At 37.7% G+C, this 17,099-nt stretch carries 16 protein-coding genes; 4 read left to right on the top strand and 12 right to left on the bottom strand.

Annotated features, from left to right (window positions below; translation table 11 throughout):
• The 10 genes from flgK to FH508_RS03155 all read right to left on the bottom strand — a co-directional run bounded on the left by flgK (position 1) and on the right by FH508_RS03155 (position 8,963).
• The gene (flgK, locus tag FH508_RS03200) at positions 1 to 1,548 is read right to left on the bottom strand and encodes a flagellar hook-associated protein FlgK (RefSeq protein WP_173479682.1); all 1,548 of its coding nucleotides are present in this window, start codon (positions 1,546 to 1,548) and stop codon (positions 1 to 3) included.
• Between the two features lie 31 nt (positions 1,549 to 1,579).
• A complete protein-coding gene (locus FH508_RS03195; RefSeq protein ID WP_173479683.1) occupies positions 1,580 to 2,080 on the bottom strand; it encodes a flagellar protein FlgN in 501 nt (166 codons plus the stop codon).
• Between the two features lie 26 nt (positions 2,081 to 2,106).
• Positions 2,107 to 2,367 carry a flagellar biosynthesis anti-sigma factor FlgM gene (gene flgM, locus FH508_RS03190; protein WP_173479684.1) on the bottom strand — a complete coding sequence of 87 codons (261 nt, stop codon included), beginning with the start codon at positions 2,365 to 2,367 and terminating at the stop codon, positions 2,107 to 2,109.
• A gap of 260 nt (positions 2,368 to 2,627) precedes the next feature.
• Positions 2,628 to 3,041, bottom strand: coding sequence for a TIGR03826 family flagellar region protein (locus FH508_RS03185; protein ID WP_173479685.1), 414 nt, complete (start codon positions 3,039 to 3,041; stop codon positions 2,628 to 2,630).
• 84 nt (positions 3,042 to 3,125) lie between these two features.
• Complete coding sequence (locus FH508_RS03180) at positions 3,126 to 3,716, bottom strand: ComF family protein (RefSeq protein WP_173479686.1); 591 nt, start codon at positions 3,714 to 3,716, stop codon at positions 3,126 to 3,128.
• Entirely contained in the window at positions 3,713 to 5,074 is a 1,362-nt protein-coding gene (locus tag FH508_RS03175) for an ATP-dependent helicase ComFA (protein WP_173479687.1), read from the bottom strand. Before FH508_RS03175 ends, FH508_RS03180 begins: the two co-directional genes overlap by 4 nt.
• 271 nt (positions 5,075 to 5,345) lie before the next feature.
• The gene (locus FH508_RS03170) at positions 5,346 to 6,188 is read right to left on the bottom strand and encodes a DegV family protein (protein WP_173479688.1); all 843 of its coding nucleotides are present in this window, start codon (positions 6,186 to 6,188) and stop codon (positions 5,346 to 5,348) included.
• A 167-nt stretch (positions 6,189 to 6,355) separates the two neighbouring features.
• Positions 6,356 to 6,907 carry a DUF3225 domain-containing protein gene (locus FH508_RS03165; RefSeq protein ID WP_228134367.1) on the bottom strand — a complete coding sequence of 184 codons (552 nt, stop codon included), beginning with the start codon at positions 6,905 to 6,907 and terminating at the stop codon, positions 6,356 to 6,358.
• 197 nt (positions 6,908 to 7,104) lie between these two features.
• The gene (locus tag FH508_RS03160; RefSeq protein WP_173479690.1) at positions 7,105 to 7,779 is read right to left on the bottom strand and encodes a response regulator; all 675 of its coding nucleotides are present in this window, start codon (positions 7,777 to 7,779) and stop codon (positions 7,105 to 7,107) included.
• A 35-nt stretch (positions 7,780 to 7,814) separates the two neighbouring features.
• Entirely contained in the window at positions 7,815 to 8,963 is a 1,149-nt protein-coding gene (locus FH508_RS03155; protein ID WP_173479691.1) for a sensor histidine kinase, read from the bottom strand.
• Positions 8,964 to 9,128: 165 nt separating this feature from the next.
• Here FH508_RS03155 and FH508_RS03150 point away from each other — a divergent pair, with 165 nt between their 5' ends.
• Together FH508_RS03150 and FH508_RS03145 are read left to right on the top strand one after the other, a co-directional pair.
• Positions 9,129 to 9,764 (top strand): YigZ family protein, encoded by a 636-nt coding sequence (locus FH508_RS03150; RefSeq protein ID WP_173479692.1) that lies wholly within the window; start codon positions 9,129 to 9,131, stop codon positions 9,762 to 9,764.
• A gap of 145 nt (positions 9,765 to 9,909) precedes the next feature.
• Complete coding sequence (locus FH508_RS03145; protein WP_173479693.1) at positions 9,910 to 10,968, top strand: LCP family protein; 1,059 nt, start codon at positions 9,910 to 9,912, stop codon at positions 10,966 to 10,968.
• Between the two features lie 271 nt (positions 10,969 to 11,239).
• On the opposite strand, the gene FH508_RS03140 is transcribed toward FH508_RS03145, so the two are convergent.
• Entirely contained in the window at positions 11,240 to 12,283 is a 1,044-nt protein-coding gene (locus FH508_RS03140; protein ID WP_173479694.1) for a glycosyltransferase family 4 protein, read from the bottom strand.
• A 225-nt stretch (positions 12,284 to 12,508) separates the two neighbouring features.
• On the opposite strand from FH508_RS03140, the gene secA2 reads away from it, so the two are divergent.
• Both secA2 and FH508_RS03130 read left to right on the top strand, forming a co-directional pair.
• Complete coding sequence (secA2, locus tag FH508_RS03135) at positions 12,509 to 14,872, top strand: accessory Sec system translocase SecA2 (RefSeq protein WP_173479695.1); 2,364 nt, start codon at positions 12,509 to 12,511, stop codon at positions 14,870 to 14,872.
• On the top strand, positions 14,872 to 15,771 hold the full coding sequence (locus FH508_RS03130) for an accessory Sec system S-layer assembly protein (RefSeq protein ID WP_173479696.1): 900 nt from the start codon (positions 14,872 to 14,874) through the stop codon (positions 15,769 to 15,771). The genes secA2 and FH508_RS03130 overlap by 1 nt, the downstream gene beginning before the upstream one ends.
• A 251-nt stretch (positions 15,772 to 16,022) precedes the next feature.
• On the opposite strand, the gene FH508_RS03125 is transcribed toward FH508_RS03130, so the two are convergent.
• Positions 16,023 to 16,952 carry a C40 family peptidase gene (locus FH508_RS03125; RefSeq protein WP_173479697.1) on the bottom strand — a complete coding sequence of 310 codons (930 nt, stop codon included), beginning with the start codon at positions 16,950 to 16,952 and terminating at the stop codon, positions 16,023 to 16,025.
• Between the last annotated feature and the right edge of the window lie 147 nt (positions 16,953 to 17,099).

The raw sequence follows: 17,099 nt of genomic DNA, 5'->3' as shown, positions 1-17,099 counted from the left end.
TTAAATTCCTACACGGCCCATGCCGTTAATGATTTTGTCTAATGTTTCATCGATAACAGTAATCATACGTGCATTTGCGTTATATGCTTGTTGGAATGTAATCATATTCGTCATTTCTTCATCAAGCGATACCGAAGTGATGGAAGCACGGCTGTTGCTGATTGTCACAAGTAGTGTTTCAGAAGTGGCGTTTAGGCGCGCTGCTTCTTCTCCATCGACACCGAGCTTACCAATGATTCCTTGATAGAATGTGTTAAATGTTGCGCCGTCTAAATTTGCTTGAACTTTTGATTGGATATTTGAAAGCTCAAGTGCCCATTTTCCGTTCCCTTCTTCATTTGGCTTGCTAGAAGCAGCCAATTTTGAAGAATCTTTCAAAAGCTCAGCATTCACTTTAATATTTCCTGCAGACATCGGTTTTGTATTATCAATTGGTTCAAAGAAATCGATTGTGCTTTGAGCACCTGTTAAATCATACCCTTGCTTATGCATCGCATTAAAGACATTTGCAAATTCTGAGGCAAGTTTGTCGAGGCTAGCCATCGTTTCTGGATAATAGCCTTTAACATTTGCTCCATCTTGATATCCATAAGAGTTAATCAATGATAATAATTTACCTTTGCCAGGCTCTAATTGGTCATATGTAATCGTGCCTGAGTCAGCTGTACCTGTGCCAACTACATTGATGCTCGTAAATACTTTTGATAAATCCGTTCCATCAATTTGTGTAGTTCCACTATTTACTTCAATGCTAGCAGCATCTTTACCATTCACTAATTTAATAGCTGTGTTTGTTCCAAATGGCTTAAATGTAATAGTTACACTGCCTTCAGCTACACTAGAAGCAAGTCCACCAGAAGGAACACGTTCGACTGAGACTGGGATGTAACTATTTAATTCATCGATTAACACATCGCGAGCATCATATAAATCATTTGGTACATGACCATTTGGTTCAACCTCTTGCACTTGCTTATTAATAGAAGCAATTTGCTTTAGTAAGGAATTGATGCGGTTTGTCGAAACACTAATTTCGTTACCTAAGTTACCTTGAATTGTTTTTAATTGCGTATCGATATAGTTAAATGATTCGGCTAAATGGTTGGCACGTTCGATAGCAACTTTACGTGATGCCGCATTTTCTGGACCTGTACTAACATCTTGTAGACCTTTCCAGAACTGTTCTAATGCTGCGTTTAAACCGTACTGAGAAGGTTCGTCCATAATATCTTCCATTTGAGAAATAGCATTTGAACGTGATTCCCAATAACCTAACTTGTTTGTTTCCTGACGATATTGACGGTCAATAAATTCATCGCGAATACGTTGAATAGATCCTGTCTCTACCCCTGTTCCCATATGTCCAGGGTAATTAGGCGTGTTTAAACCGGCTGTTGGAAAACCTGGTGTAGCTTGCATATTTACTCGTTGGCGTGAGTAACCTAGTGTGTTGGCATTTGAAATATTATGACCTGTTGTATATAAAGCAGATTGTTGTGTAAATAAACCGCTTCTACTAGTTTCTAAGCCCATAAATGTTGAGCGCATCATTATTCCTCCCTTTAGTAACGATTAAAAATTAAGCTTGTGAATCGAAGTACGATTTTTTTGCTACTGTATTCGTGCCACGCACCTCACGACCAGAGTAATTTATTTGCTCTGGGCGTGGGCGTAGGGCATCTAATGTTAGATTGACAAATTGTAATGATTGGAATACCATTTTTTGATTGAGTTCGTTTTGTTTTCGTAAATCATTAATGATGAGCATTAGTCGATTGCGAACAGCTGAAAGTGCTTCTTTTTCAGTTTCTAGTTCAGCAGCATCGATGACATCAGCAACAGACATTTTGTCAGTTAAAGCAATTCCTTTTGCTTTAAGGTATTCGGTTACCTGTACCTGACGCTGTTGCTCGAGCTTATCAATGGCCGCTACATGTGCCTGCTCATCCTTGAGCATTTGGTCTAGTGCTTCGATATCGCCAGCTTTAATAATTTCTGTTTTTCTAAAGGCTAGTTCGAGTAAGCTTTTATGCATTCTCTCTAATATTGTTAATGTAGAACAAATTGTTTCTACAGTCATATTACTAAGCACCCTTTCTGTATTTCCTAGAAGCGATAATATTTCAGCATATCTTCAGCAACTTTACGAGCATTGACCTTATATTCTCCAGAATCAATATCTGCCTTTAATTGTTGCACGCGTTCAGCTCGTTCAGTGCTGTACGTCGTTACACCTTGCATTTCTTGAGCTGCTTTTGAAATTTCAATTTTGTCAGCGAATGACGCTTTGTTGTCGCCAGATTTGACATTACGTACTTGATTTTTATATGCGTTTACAGCATTAACACCATACGATGTAATTTTCATATTCATCCCCCTATCTTAAAAGCTTATCTTACTATTATTTCGGATTGTCTCCAACAATGTTAAGTTTTCAAATATAAAAAAGTGTGCTAATTTTGTTTAAAATTAACACACTTTCGCTTATCAACCATCTTTAAGGTGTATAATTTAACTTCGTCATTCTCAATTCCCTGTTACATTTTGCTTGGTAGATCGCATCAGCATTGCACGTATGTAAGTGAAGGAAGCTCAACTCTTGTGTAAAATTAACCTATTTCAAATTGTTACTTTTTACGTTCGGCATGATAAGTTACACGATCATGCTCTGCTACACTTTCACGGAACTCCTTAGCTGCTTCAAATGTACGAAGATCTGACTTTAATTCATCTTGGCATTTTGTACACAGTTTCCCTGTTGTCGTTAAATGACCGCAGTTATCGCATGGATAACCTAAGTTCGGGAACATTGCTGGCTGCAAACGCCCTTTACGAACCCATTTATATAATAATTCCTCTTCAGCACCAGTTGCCTCCACAATTCGTTCCACTGTAGCCGCACGATTTTCGCGTTTTCGTAAAAAACGATATACTATTTGATATAATTCCTCTTCTGATTGTGCGCATTTATGACATACGTCTCTGACCCCAGTATAATTAAAAAACTCATTACATTTTGGACAATTTCGAACCTCAGCCATCTCTTCTTCCTCCTCTTGCATGATCACTATTTAATTACACGAATCCTAAATTCGTAATCTATTATACATGATGTATTAGCATTTTCATCCATTAATTAATGTGAAGGTTCGAACATTTCGGGCACCTGCTTCTAGTAAAACCTGTTTAGCATGCCGCATTGTTGTCCCTGTAGTTTGTATATCGTCAAAAAGGAGATAATCTTTATGTTCAACTTGTGCTACAGGATTTAGTCGAAAAAGTGAAGCTGATTTTAGACGTTGCTCCCTATTTTTGGAGCTTTGTGTTTCTACTGTCGTTTTTTCTAAAAGTTGTGTATAGGGAATATTTGCAGCTTTCAGAAGCTCCTCGGTATGTGAAAAGGTACGCTCTTTTTGTTTAATCGGATGCATTGGAATCGGAATAATTGTTGCTGCTTCACATTTAAATTGTGTATGAATCTGCTGTCGAAATACTTTAGCAAGTGCAACGTCTTGAAGAAATTTATATTGATGCAAATACTTCTTCATTGCATCGTTATATTGATAAAGTGCTGTCGTTGTTGAGGAAAGCTCAAATTTGGAGAAACATTTTTCACAAAGACAAGGCGGGAAGTGTCTTATTAAAAGTGTTTTCCAGCTAGGAACGATTTGCAAAGGCTGAGCACATAGCAAACAAAACATTTCTACTTTATTCATTGGGAGAACCCTACCTTATTGTTATAAATTATTTTCTCGCGCGCTTCATCCATGGCGATTGTGATGCCATGATGAAAAAACACGACGTCTCCCTCTGCATAAGCTTCATGTCGCCCAACCCGTCCTGCTATTTGAATTAATGCACTTCCAGTAAAAATAGCCGATTCTGCCCCAACAACAGCGACTTGTACATTTTTTATCGTGATACCTCTTTCTAAAATCGTCGTCGTTACTAATCCAGGAATTTCTTCATTACGTAGCTGAAGTACTTTTTCTTTTCGTTCTGGGTCGTCAGCATGAACGGCTAAAATATTTGCATGTATCCTTTGAAAAAGTGGCATGGCAATTTTCAACAATTCAACTTTCGGTAAAAAAATAAGAAATGGTTCTTTTTTAGTTAGCCGCTCCTCTATCCAAACTTTTAGCTTTCTCGGGAGTCTTCCCCGTTTTAAGCTTTTTTCATATCCCCATAGCGAGCTAAAGCGTGGCACTGGCAAAGGATTATTGTGATATCTTTTTGGAATAGATGAGCAATATTTAAACTGATCAATTAATGTCTGTGATGGTGTAGCTGTAATAAAGTAAGTTGAGGCTTTTGCAGTTTTGGCTTTTTTCACGGCTCTTGCTAATGTTTCATCGAATGAATAAGGGAATGCATCCGCCTCATCAACAATCATGACATCAAATGCCTGTTCAAAGCGATATAGCTGATGTGTCGTCGCCAGTATTAGTTGCGCATAACCGTTCTGCTGCGGCGCTCCACTATAATAAGCGTGAATGACGGTTTCAGGAAAAGCCTTTTGAAAGCGTGGCAACAACTCTAGCACAACATCTGTTCGTGGCGCTGCAATACAAACGCGCATCCCTTTTTCTAGCGCATACTGTACTGGTTGAAAAAGCAGCTCTGTCTTACCAGCCCCACACACCGCTGAAATCAAATGACATCGACCTGCTTTAACACTTTCAAGCAGCTCATTTGCCGCCTGTTGTTGAAGTTCCGTCAGTTGGCCTGTCCATTGGAGTGGATGCTGTCTTTTTCTATAAGCTTTCGGCCCTCGCCATATGATCAGTTGCATGCAGCTACTTACTCTGCCCATGCTTAGACAATGTCTACAATACACACATTGTTGTTGGCATTTTGAGCAATCAAACATCGTAAAAAACTGAGGTTTATCATTATAGCAACGGTTACATCTTAATCGTGGTCTTGTTTGAATACCTTCTATTATATGAAGATACTTTTTATCAATAGCATACTGTATGTCATGATTAGCAAATGGTGAATGTTCCATTAACCATATACGCCCTTCATGAAAATCTCGTAAAGTAGGAGGCAACAGCCATCCTTTATATTTCATTCTAATTTGCTCCTTTCTTTTTGTGATAATGGTTCTAGCAGGGGGTTCTGCAGGGTTATCGGCGATTTACTCAGGTTTATCGGCGATTCGATAGAGTTTATCGGCGTTTCACGCGCTTCTATCGGCGATTTGACAGAGTTTATCGGCGTTTCACGCGCTTCTATCTGAGGTTTCAACCAGGTTTACTGGCGATTCGCTCACGCTATCAGAGATTTCTCGCCTACAATAAATAAAAAAAGCCCCTACAACAAGTTGTAGAGACTTTTTTATATTATTTTTTTGTCCAGCCTAATCCCATCGCACCTTCACCAAGGTGTGTGCCAATAACTGGGCCGAAATAGCTCAATTTAAAGTCTACGTTCGGATAGGTTGCAGCGAGCTGTGCTAACCATTCTTCAGCTTCTTTTTGGCAGTTACCATGTATGACTACTGCATCCATCTTGTCATACTTGTTTGCATCTTCTGCTAGTAATTCTTCTGCACGCTTTAGTGCTTTCTTACGTGTACGAATTTTTTCGAAAGGTACAATTACCTTATCTACAAAATGCAAAACAGGCTTTACTTGTAATAAACCTCCAATTAAAGCTGCTGCTGAAGATAGACGGCCTCCACGTTGTAAGTGCGCTAAGTCATCTACAATGAAGTAAGCACGAATAGACTGCTTCATGTCCGCTAATGCTGCTAATATTTCTTGTGCCGTGCAACCTTGCGCCGCCATTTCAGCTGCACGTAACACGTAAAAGCCTTGAACCGCACAAGAAATCTCGCTGTCAAATGCGAATACATCAATACCTTCCACCATTTCTCCTGCTTGAACAGCACCTTGATATGTACCGCTTATACCACTTGATAAATGAATAGAAATTACTTCGTCATAATCATTTGCCAACTCTTCAAAGAGAGCAGCAAACTCACCAATTGGTGGCTGTGTTGTTTTAGGGAATTCTTTTGCCCCACGTACTTTATTATAAAATTCAGAAGCCGTAATATCTACTTCCTCTGCGAATAATTCACCTGCGATGTTTACACTTAACGGAATCATACGAATATTTAAGCGCGCTCGTTCTTCTGGCGTAATGTATGCAGTACTGTCTGTTACGATTGCCGTCCTCATTCATGTCCACTCTCCTATGTTCCAAGTTTACCTCAAAAAGAAATGAATGTGAATTGAATTACGACCTAACGTAATTACATCCTAATTGAACTACTAGTAAGTACGAGTTCAAACGATGATGTCCACTTCACATTCATTTCCTATGTATAGTAAGGGAAGAATTTCCCTTATTGATTGCCCGTGCTAGATTTTGAATCATCACCAATATAAAAGACGCTCGTCACTTTCCAAGCCCCATCCTCTTTTACAAATACCGTAACTTGTCGTCCAGCACTATCGTGTTCGACATTCGTCTCAAGTTGTAAAGAGTGCATCGTCATATTAGCAAATACTTGTGCTTCTTCCTGACCATACTTTGCAATCGTTACATTAGTAACATCACGTTTCGTATCAAATTGGTCAAATATTTCTTCTGCAAATACTTTTTCTTCATCATATTTAAAGCCTTTTGGGTTCTTAGATATCGTTTTCATATAACGATGAATTTCTTCTTCATTTAATGCGGCAATATATTCATCAAACGCCGCTAAAATTGCTTCTTCCTCATTAACTGGTACATTCGTCGCTTTTTCGACTTCTCCACCCATCATTTCAAAGCCTACTGTACCATCCTCAATAACCTTTTCTCGCTCTTTTGCAGTTAAGTCTTCATCTTTATTGCCACAGGCAGTTAACACTAATAAGGTTAAAACTGCTAGAATACTTTTCTTTAACATCATAAAACCTCCCGCGCAATATTGTAGCATATAAATGCATTAGTAGGAATTTTGTTGCGCATTTTCTACATTTAGGTGCTTATATCATTCTTATGACGTCTTTTAATTTAAAATGTTGCACAACAAAAAAAACTGCCTTAAAAGCTACTTTATCTGTTAAAGTAGCTTTTAAAAACAGCCTTTAATACTATACTATGCAGTTATCGTACTTCAACCCAACCATTTTTAATGGCAGTTACTACGGCTTGTGTACGGTCGTTTACATTCATTTTTTGTAAAATGCTTGAAACGTGGTTTTTAACCGTTTTTTCAGAAATAAACAGTGTCTCACCGATTGTACGGTTAGATTGACCGTCTGTTAGTAATTGTAAAACTTCACATTCACGTTTTGTTAGTAAATGGAATGGACGACGAATTTCCGTTTGATGGAAGTTACCTTTGTTTTCATGTTCAGAAAGGCGACGGAATTCTGCTACTAAATTTTTTGTTACTTTTGGATGTAAATAAGAGCCGCCATTTGCCACTACTTTAATCGCTTCTACGATTTCATCAGCATCCATCTCTTTTAGCATATAGCCAAGTGCACCTGATTTTAATGCATGTGTTACATATGTTTCATCATCATGGATAGATAGCATGATGACTTTTGCATCTGGAAATTCTGCAATTAAATCAGCTGTTGCCTCTACACCATTTTTTCCTGGCATATTGATGTCCATTAAAACAACATCCGGTTGATTTTCCGCATATAAGTTTACAACATCTGTGCCATCGTCACCTTCTGCAATTACATCAAACGTATCTTCAAAATCTAAGATACGTTTAACCCCTTCTCGGAATAGCTGGTGATCATCTACAATAATTATCTTCGTCATAAGTCTTTACCCCCTAAAATTCTGCAACACATTCTTTAATCTACTTCTAACGGAATTTTAAATAGTACCGTTGTACCTCTATTAATCTCGCTTTCAATTGAGATTGTACCATTTAATATTTCAATTCGTTCTCGCATTCCTAAAATACCAAAGGAATGATCTTTTACAACTTTTTGATCGAATCCAACGCCATCATCTTTCACGACAATATTTACCGCGTTATTCAACCATTCAAGCTTTACCCAAATATCCTTACATTTCCCGTGTTTCATAGCATTTGTTACACATTCCTGAACTAAACGGAAAATGGATACTTCATAGTTTGATGGAATACGTTGTTCTGTACTCCTTGACTGAAAATGGATTTCAACTCCCGGATTATATTCGGTCACAGTCGACAAATATTTCTTTAATGTCGGTACAATACCTAAATCATCGAGTGCCATAGGACGTAAATCATAAATAATACGTCGCACTTCTGATAGCGCATTGCGCACTGTTTTTTTCAAATCAGCAATTTCAGCCAAAGCATATTCAATGCCCTTTTCACGATACGTTCTTTCAATTAAGTCCGTACGCATTAAGACATTGGCCAACATTTGCGCAGGTCCATCATGAATCTCTCTTGATAAACGTTTTCGCTCTTCTTCTTGCGCTGCGATTATTCGTATACCAAAATCTTGCTTCATTTTCGCTTGTTCAAGCGCTAACCCAACATTTTTTAAATCAGACGTTAAATAATTTAAAATAACATTTACTTGATTAACAATATGATCAGCACGTTCAATTGTATCGAGTAATCCTCTTAGACGTCGCTCTAAATCATCTCTTTTGTCGCGCAGTTGCTTTTCTTGTGTTTTAATGACGGAGAGCTTCAATTGAAAATCATGGGCCGTTTCATATGCATCTCTAACTTGTTCTTCGGTATAATTATCAAAAGCTTTACTCACTAACACAAGTCTTTGCTTAGCAAGTTGCGTGCTTTTTTCTAAAGCATCGCCTTCATCGATGACAGTTGAAATCTGTTTTCGAACAATTTCTAGCTCTCGTTGCATATCTTCAAAGCTTCTACGGCTTTGTTCACTTATAATGAAAATATCGTCTTTAGAGCTCATTATTGTTTCTAACATTCGATTGAATACGTCATCAAGCGACTTTAAATCGAAGGTATCATTTGAAAACATAGTGTACTCCCCAGTCTAATGTCCTTATTACCACATAGTATTTTGAAAGACCAATTTCATAGAATCTAAGTCTAAACCTATTATAGCATCACAATGATAAAAATTAATGCTTTTTCTTTATGAAATTTATAGCATACAACCCTACTTTAAAGGAGAATGACACATATGAGAGATAACTATTTAACTGTAAAAGGCTATGGAGAAAGTGAAATCATAATATCTAAATCTCGCTTTCTCACTTATATAGAACGCGCTGAAAGCGAAGAGGATGCAATGTTGTTTATCGAGCGCATAAAAAAAATGCATCATAATGCGACACATAATTGCTCTGCTTATATAATTGGGGAGCATGATCATATCCAAAAGGCAAATGATGATGGGGAACCTAGTGGCACGGCAGGCGTCCCTATGTTAGAGGTTTTAAAAAAACAAGGCTTAAAAGATACGGTCGTTGTCGTCACACGCTACTTTGGTGGCATAAAATTGGGCGGCGGCGGTCTTATTCGTGCTTACGGTAAAGCAACAACAGAAGGATTACTCGCTGCACAAGTTGTCGAACGCAAGCTACACCACCTAATGAAAATTGTCATCGACTACACTTGGCTTGGAAAAGTAGAAAATGAGATTCGCAACTCCGCTTACTCATTAGAGGAAATTCGCTACTTAGAAGGTGTCGAAATCATTGTTTCCGTGTTGAAAGAGGAAGAAAATCAGTTTACCAATTGGATTACAGAACTTACAAATGGACAAGCTTCTGTCTCATTCGAGAGTGCGCAATTTATCGAATTTATTGTGAAATAAATAGTTTTAATTGTCTAATGCTGAAGGTCCATAGTATAATTTTAATATTGAGCTAACTTACTCAGTTACGCCTCTGTGCTATTATGAATAAAATTTAGTTCAATCGCGTAATTATTCCCAAAATCAAGAGGAGAATATACCAGATATGAAAAGAACAAATGTAAAAAGGAAAAAGAGGTCTTCTAAAGCGTCTTTCATTATAAAAGTAGCATTACTACTTGTTGCTAGTTTCCTAATTTGCGTTACGGCCTACGGAGTATATATTACAAAGCAAGCCGAGCACGCTGCAAACTCAGCTCATGAAGAATTAGAAGGTCGCGATGTTTCTACACTAAGAGAAGAAAAAGTAGAACCAGTTCATGATAATGTTTCGATTTTATTTGTAGGTGTTGATGATAGCGAAAATCGTGGACAAGGTTCTGATCACTCACGCTCAGACGCTCTGATTTTAGCGACTTTAAACAACAACACAAAAACGATTAAAATGTTAAGTATCCCTCGTGATTCTTACGTTTATATTCCTTCAGTAGGTTATAAAGATAAAATTACCCATGCACATGCTTTAGGCGGTACACTAGCAACAATTGAAACAGTTGAAGGACTTCTAGATATACCAATTGACTACTACGTGCGCATGAACTTTAATGCATTTATTGATGTTGTCGACGCATTAGGCGGCATCGAAGCAGAAGTGCCATATGCATTACACGAAAAAGATGAATTTGATCGTAATACAATTAATTTAAAACCAGGTTTACAGCACTTAAGTGGTAGTCAAGCACTTGCACTTGCCCGTACTCGTAAACAAGATAATGATATTCAACGTGGTATTCGCCAACAAGAAATTTTAACAGCTATTACAAATAAAGTAGCTTCAGTCGGTTCTATTACAAAGTATGATGATGTCATTAAAGCAATTGGTGATAATATGAAAACAAATATGACATTTAGTGAAATGAAATCATTCCTGTCATATTTAAAACAAGGTAAACCACGCATCGATTCGTTAACTTTAGAAGGTAACGATGATATGTCTACAGGTGTTTACTATTATCAACTAGATCAGCAATCAGTTGATGACGTATCACAAATTCTTAAAAATCATTTAGCTTTAAAATCTTCATCTTCAACGTTAACAAATAATAATACAGATAAAGATAATGCAGCTGGCGACGACAGTTCGACTAACGAGTCAGCACAATAGAGTTTTTGAGAAACAGCCAGTTGCGGGTATTTAACCTGTGACTGGTTGTTTTTCGCTTCCGCTTAGTTATTCCGCGCTTCAAGACCCTTTTTCCGCGATACGGCATCTTTTTTCCGCGTTACATGGGATTATTCCCGCGCTTTAGACCTATATTTCCGCGAAGCAACAAGGTTTTTCCGCGATAGTACAAAAAAGACAGAAGACAAACTCAAATGCCTTTGAGTTTGTCTTCTGTCTGAGCAACTATAGTCCAGTATAGTTGGTTCGAATGTTATTTATTAAAAATCCGCATGAAATTTAAGAGCGGTTTATAGTTTTTGCCAGCGAGTCCTATGATTTCAACAAAAATTTCAATGGCGATTAAAATAACTGTAATAAGCAAAATTGCTCCCCATAATTTAGCCATTGAGAAGATAATAGCAGCTAAGCCGAACATCATCGCAATGCCATATATAATCAGTACAGTTTGACGATGTGTAAAGCCCATATCCAATAATCGATGATGTAAATGCGATTTATCTGGATCCGACCATTTTTTCTTCATACGTAAGCGACGAACAATCGCAAAGAATGTATCAGAAATCGGTACACCTAGCATAATAACTGGGATAATTAACGAAATGATCGTAAAGTTTTTATATCCTAATAATGCTAATACTGAAATCATAAATCCTAAAAATAGTGCTCCAGTATCTCCCATGAAGATTTTTGCTGGATGGAAGTTATAAAATAAGAAACCAATTGTCGCTGCAGCTAAAATTGCTGCAAAGGCTAATACGAACATATCGCCCATTATAAATGCCATACCTGATAATGTGATTAGTGCAATAGAAGAAACACCTGCAGCTAAACCATCTAAGCCATCAATTAAGTTAATCGCATTCGTAATACCAACAATCCATAGTATAGTAAATGGAATACTTAAGAAACCGAAATCTAATTGGCCACCAAATGGCAAGTTAATAAAGTCAATTTGAATTCCGCCAACAAAAATAACGATAAGGGCCGCTACTACTTGCCCAAGCATTTTTGCCTTTGCGGAAATTTCGCGCATATCATCAATGACACCAGTTGCTACAATAATACAAGCTCCGATAATAATCGCTAAACTATTTTCACCTTGTGGCTGTAAAAACGCCACCCCTATTAAAAACGCAAGGAAAATTGCCAGACCACCAAGCCTTGGCATTATGCGTGCATGTACTTTTCGATAGTTTGGCGCGTCAACGGCACCAATTCTAAACGCTAAACGTTTAACTAGTGGAGTTAACAAAATGGAAGCAACGAATGCTGCTATTAAAGACACGTAAAGCATGTCTCTCCCCCTCAAAAAATTAATCTACATTTGAATCCAATTTGATTATAGCATGAACAAGCTCTGAAATATACTTTTTCTATTCATTTTCCACCATTTCACAATTTACATTTTTCTCTATTATTCTACTTGTATTACTTAATGTCAAATGTAGTCATCATTCGTAAAATTTGATAGAATAATGAGGTGTCTAGCATTTAGACAACTTTAAAGGAGCGTAAATTCATGTTCTCAATTTTTAAACGCAACAACGAGCAAACAAGTGCTCGTCAATTAAAACGCTACTATAAAATAGTAGAGCAAATTAATAATCTAGAAGAAAACTATGTCAATAAGTCAGATGCTGAATTAAGAGAAATGACTTTTATTTTCAAGGATCGCTTAGAACAAGGCGAACCAATTACATCAATTATCCCAGACGCATTTGCAGTTGTACGCGAAGCCTCAAAGCGTGTTTTAGGAATGCGCCATTTTGATGTACAGCTGATTGGTGGACTTGTATTAACAGAAGGCAATATTGCAGAAATGCCTACAGGTGAAGGGAAAACGCTTGTCGCTTCACTGCCCTCTTATGTACGCGCATTAGAAGGTAAAGGTGTTCATGTCATCACAGTCAATGACTACTTAGCTAAACGTGACTTTGAGCTTGTTGGACAAATTCACCGCTTCCTAGGTTTAACAGTTGGATTAAATATTCCAATGATGGAACCTACTGAGAAAAAAGAAGCGTATAACGCAGATATCACGTACGGTGTAGGTACAGAATTTGGTTTCGACTATTTACGTGACAATATGGCACATAGCTTAGCGGATAAAGTGCAACGTGCTTATCATTTCGCCATCATCGATGAAGTCGATAGTGTGCTTATTGACGAAGCAAAAACGCCACTAATTATTGCTGGTAAAATGCCTGCAAATGATGAGCTACACCGCATTGCAGCAATGTTAGCTAAACGCTTTAAAGCTGAAGAAGACTATGATTTTGATGATGAAACAAAAGCTACTTCTTTAACAGATAAAGGCATTGAAAAAGTAGAGGCTGCTTTCAATGTTGATAATTTATATGATTTAGAACATCAAACACTTTATCACTATGTGATCCAAGCTGTTCGTGCCCATGTCATGTTCCAGCGTGACGTTGATTATATCGTTAAAGAAGATAAAATCGAGCTTGTAGACATGTTCACAGGTCGTATTTTAGAAGGTCGTTCTCTTTCTGATGGCTTACACCAAGCTATCGAAGCAAAAGAAGGCGTAACAATTACAGAAGAAAATAAAGCACAGGCACAAATTACAATTCAAAACTATTTCCGTATGTATCCGAAGCTTTCTGGGATGACAGGTACAGCGAAAACACAGGAAAAAGAAATTCGTGAAGTGTATGGCATGGAAGTAATTCAAATTCCAACAAACCGTCCACGTCAACGTGTTGATCAGCCTGATATGATTTTCAAAACGCAAGCTGCCAAATATAAATTTGTAGCTGCTGAGGCGAAACAACGACATGCTAAAGGACAACCAGTGTTAATTGGAACAACATCCATTCTACAATCCGAAATGGTTGCAGATCATTTGAAAAAAGAGGGCCTGAAATTCCAATTGTTAAATGCAAAAACGGTTGAACAAGAAGTTGAGCTTATTTCTCAAGCAGGTCAAAAAGGACGTATTACCGTTGCTACAAATATGGCTGGTCGTGGTACAGATATCGTGCTAGGCGACGATGTCCATGAACTTGGTGGACTGTATGTTATCGGTACCGAAAAGCATGAAAGCCGACGCGTTGATAATCAGCTGCGCGGTCGCTCTGGTCGTCAAGGTGACGTAGGTGAAAGTCGCTTCATTCTCTCTATTGAAGATGATATGTTCCGCCGCTATGCAAAAGAAGAAGTTGAAAAATTCTCAGCAAAAATGGTTGTGGATGAAAATGAGGTCATTCAAAACAAAGATGTACAAGAGCTAATTAATCGTACACAGCGCATTGTTGAAGGCTCACAATACGGCATGCGTGAGTACAATTTAAAATTAGACGATGTTATCAATGATCAACGTACTGTTATTTATGGTTTACGTGACAAGATTTTAGCTGGCGAGGATTTAATGGGTGAGTTGAAAAAAATGCTGAGCGAAACGGTCGATTTTGCAGTGCGAGATGCTGCGCCTGAAGAGCTCCCTTCTGTAGAATGGGCTTATGACCAAATGGAAAATTCACTTAATTCGTTATTCATTACTCCAGTCACGATCGATCGTGAAGTAGGTAAAGTGAAGCAAATTTTAGCTGATGTCCAGCCTTCTGAGCAAGAACTCCTTGATCATATGCAAAAATTTGCAGAAAATGAGCAAGTAATGGCTGTTATTCCACAAGTTATGTTGAGTTATTTAGATAGTGGCTGGGTGAAGCATTTAGAAGCAATGGCTCACTTAAAAGAAGGTATTGGCTTACGTCATTATCAACAAGAAGATCCAATGCGTATTTATCAACGCGAAGGACTTGAATTATTCGGAAAGAACTTCCAGGAATTACGCCGTTCTATTATTATTGAAATTACAGGCTTCATGAAAATGATTGAAGGACAACAGGAGGTACAATAATGGGTTTATTTTCATTTTTTAAGAAATCAGACAAAATCGTTCAAGAAAACACAATTGATTCTAAAGATTTACTAGGAAAAGTTTCAGCAAATAAAGGTGACAACCGTGACGTTGTAACGAAACTTTCATTCCATCCTGAATGGGATGTACCTCAGGAACAAAAATACATTTTTAACTTCCTAGCAAATGACCTAGAGCCATTAAAACCAAATCAATTATCACTATCATCTATTAGTATTGAAGAGGAGCCACGCACGGGCAAATGGCTTGTACGCGCCTTCTTCCGTTCATCATTAGCAGAAGCAATTGAACTAGGCGAAATTGAATTATTCATTATGGATAAAAATGATGAGCTAATAGCTTCTAAAAAATTCGATTTTAAAGCGCTTGGCACAATTCCAGCTGAAAGTGCACGTCCATGGGTATTTGAATTTGAAAAATCAACTATTAAAGTTGACGAAGTACCAGAAGACGGCTGGAAAATCGCCTTTAACCTTGTCTCATTACGTGGTCACCAATTAGAGTTAGACCCTACATGGGAGAAACAGTTACCATCTGCACAAAAGGAAGAGCTTGCAAAAATCGTGAGTACATTACCAAAGTTAGGTGAAACGGAAGTTAACTTCACTGGTCTACAAGCAAAGCTTGCTGATAATGGGAACCTAAATGTATCCATCTTTATCCGTAATGGTCATAACAAAGCGATTAATTTAGAGCAATTACCATTAGAAATCATTGATGCAACAGGTAAACAAATTGCAAAAGGTTCATTTACAATGGATCCAATCTTAACTGTCCAACCGAACTCAACAAAACCTTGGACTTTCATTTTCCCAGCTGAACTTGTTGATGCACAACAAGCTGATCTTTCTCGCTGGACAGCACGCGTTACTCAATAAAAACAGCAAAAATCCTTCTTTTTTCGGAAAGAAGGATTTTTTTAGTGAAAAAATGATGCTCACTTTCTCGCGGAAGTTGAACAGCGCTTCACTCCAGTTTACAGCGTTTCATTAACTTCTATCGGCGGTTCGTCCGAGTTATCGGCGATAAGCACTGTCCTTCTGGCGATTACCGTACTTTACTGGCAATCCGCACGTCCTTCTAGCACATAAAAAGGCGATATTTGCACAATGCAAATATCGCCTTTTCCTTATTTCACTGTATCGAATCGTTTATAAGCTACTAATCTAGTTGACCAGTAAGAGTACGTAACATCAGAAAGTTCTACACCATCCGTACCTGCGTGGATAAATTTATTGTTACCGAGGTAAATACCCATATGAGAAATACCTTCTTTATACGTATTTTCAAAAAATACTAAGTCTCCTGGCACAGGATTTTTCACTTGCGTTGTACTGTTATTGAAATAGCCTTCGCTGCTATCTCGTCCAATTTTCAAACCACCTTGATTGAAAGCGTAAAAAATAAATCCACTACAATCAAGACCTTCTGGTGTGTTTCCTCCATAAAGATATGGCGTTCCAATTAGTTTATTAGCCAGTTCCACCGTTTTTTTGTATATAGCCTGTCCATTCGCTGTCGGATCTTGATTTGTTACTTTTGATGGTGCCCCCGTATCTGAAGTCACATTGTTATGTATTGTATCACCCTCGGGTATTACGGCTACTGGAGAAATTTTTAACACTTGTCCAATATAAATCGTGTCGTTCTCTATTCCATTCCAATCTTTAAGCTCTTTTAATGTCACATTGTATTGCTTTGCAATTTTCGAGAGCGTATCGCCTTTAATAACTGTATGAACGGCAGTCGATGGCTTAGAAGGTGTAGTTGTTGTTGGCTTTGACGGTTTAACTGTTTCCGTTGTAGGTTTTGACGGTTTTACTGTTTCAGCTGTCGCCTGCTTTGTAATCTCTAGTTTTTGGGCTACATAAATCGTATCCTTTGATAAATTGTTCCATTTTTTTATGTCTTGAATTGTCACTTGGTGGGTTTGGGCGATTTTGGATAACGTATCGCCTTTTTGTACTGTATATGTTGCAGCTTCTGCAGTTTGTATTGCAAAAAATGAAGTAGCAATAGTGCTTAAAGCGAGAATTCTCCATTTTTGTGATTTTAGCATATCAAATAGCCTCCGTTCATGGTAGAATATTTCCTTGTGTGTCTATCATACTAAAGATATGTCTAAACAAAAATCGGAAAAACTGACTATTTTTCAAACAATTTATGAATCCTATAGAATACTACAGAATCCGACTATCTACTATTA

Origin of the sequence: Lysinibacillus sp. CD3-6 (assembly GCF_006351725.2) — a bacterium.
Taxonomy (GTDB): domain Bacteria; phylum Bacillota; class Bacilli; order Bacillales_A; family Planococcaceae; genus Lysinibacillus.
Note: the sequence above shows the minus strand (reverse complement) of the source record. Positions and strands in the feature narration are given on the sequence as shown.

Excerpts from the sequence above, each read along its gene's own strand:
- FH508_RS03150 (WP_173479692.1), top strand. The coding sequence starts at position 9,129 with ATGAGAGATAACTATTTAACTGTAAAAGGCTATGGAGAAAGTGAAATC.
- FH508_RS03180 (WP_173479686.1), bottom strand. The coding sequence starts at position 3,716 with ATGAATAAAGTAGAAATGTTTTGTTTGCTATGTGCTCAGCCTTTGCAA.
- FH508_RS03165 (WP_228134367.1), bottom strand. The coding sequence starts at position 6,907 with ATGATGTTAAAGAAAAGTATTCTAGCAGTTTTAACCTTATTAGTGTTA.
- secA2 (WP_173479695.1), top strand. The coding sequence starts at position 12,509 with ATGTTCTCAATTTTTAAACGCAACAACGAGCAAACAAGTGCTCGTCAA.
- FH508_RS03130 (WP_173479696.1), top strand. The coding sequence starts at position 14,872 with ATGGGTTTATTTTCATTTTTTAAGAAATCAGACAAAATCGTTCAAGAA.
- FH508_RS03170 (WP_173479688.1), bottom strand. The coding sequence starts at position 6,188 with ATGAGGACGGCAATCGTAACAGACAGTACTGCATACATTACGCCAGAA.
- flgM (WP_173479684.1), bottom strand. The coding sequence starts at position 2,367 with ATGAAAATTACATCGTATGGTGTTAATGCTGTAAACGCATATAAAAAT.
- FH508_RS03145 (WP_173479693.1), top strand. The coding sequence starts at position 9,910 with ATGAAAAGAACAAATGTAAAAAGGAAAAAGAGGTCTTCTAAAGCGTCT.
- FH508_RS03140 (WP_173479694.1), bottom strand. The coding sequence starts at position 12,283 with ATGCTTTACGTGTCTTTAATAGCAGCATTCGTTGCTTCCATTTTGTTA.
- FH508_RS03185 (WP_173479685.1), bottom strand. The coding sequence starts at position 3,041 with ATGGCTGAGGTTCGAAATTGTCCAAAATGTAATGAGTTTTTTAATTAT.
- FH508_RS03195 (WP_173479683.1), bottom strand. The coding sequence starts at position 2,080 with ATGACTGTAGAAACAATTTGTTCTACATTAACAATATTAGAGAGAATG.
- FH508_RS03155 (WP_173479691.1), bottom strand. The coding sequence starts at position 8,963 with ATGTTTTCAAATGATACCTTCGATTTAAAGTCGCTTGATGACGTATTC.
- FH508_RS03160 (WP_173479690.1), bottom strand. The coding sequence starts at position 7,779 with ATGACGAAGATAATTATTGTAGATGATCACCAGCTATTCCGAGAAGGG.
- flgK (WP_173479682.1), bottom strand. The coding sequence starts at position 1,548 with ATGCGCTCAACATTTATGGGCTTAGAAACTAGTAGAAGCGGTTTATTT.
- FH508_RS03175 (WP_173479687.1), bottom strand. The coding sequence starts at position 5,074 with ATGAAATATAAAGGATGGCTGTTGCCTCCTACTTTACGAGATTTTCAT.
- FH508_RS03125 (WP_173479697.1), bottom strand. The coding sequence starts at position 16,952 with ATGCTAAAATCACAAAAATGGAGAATTCTCGCTTTAAGCACTATTGCT.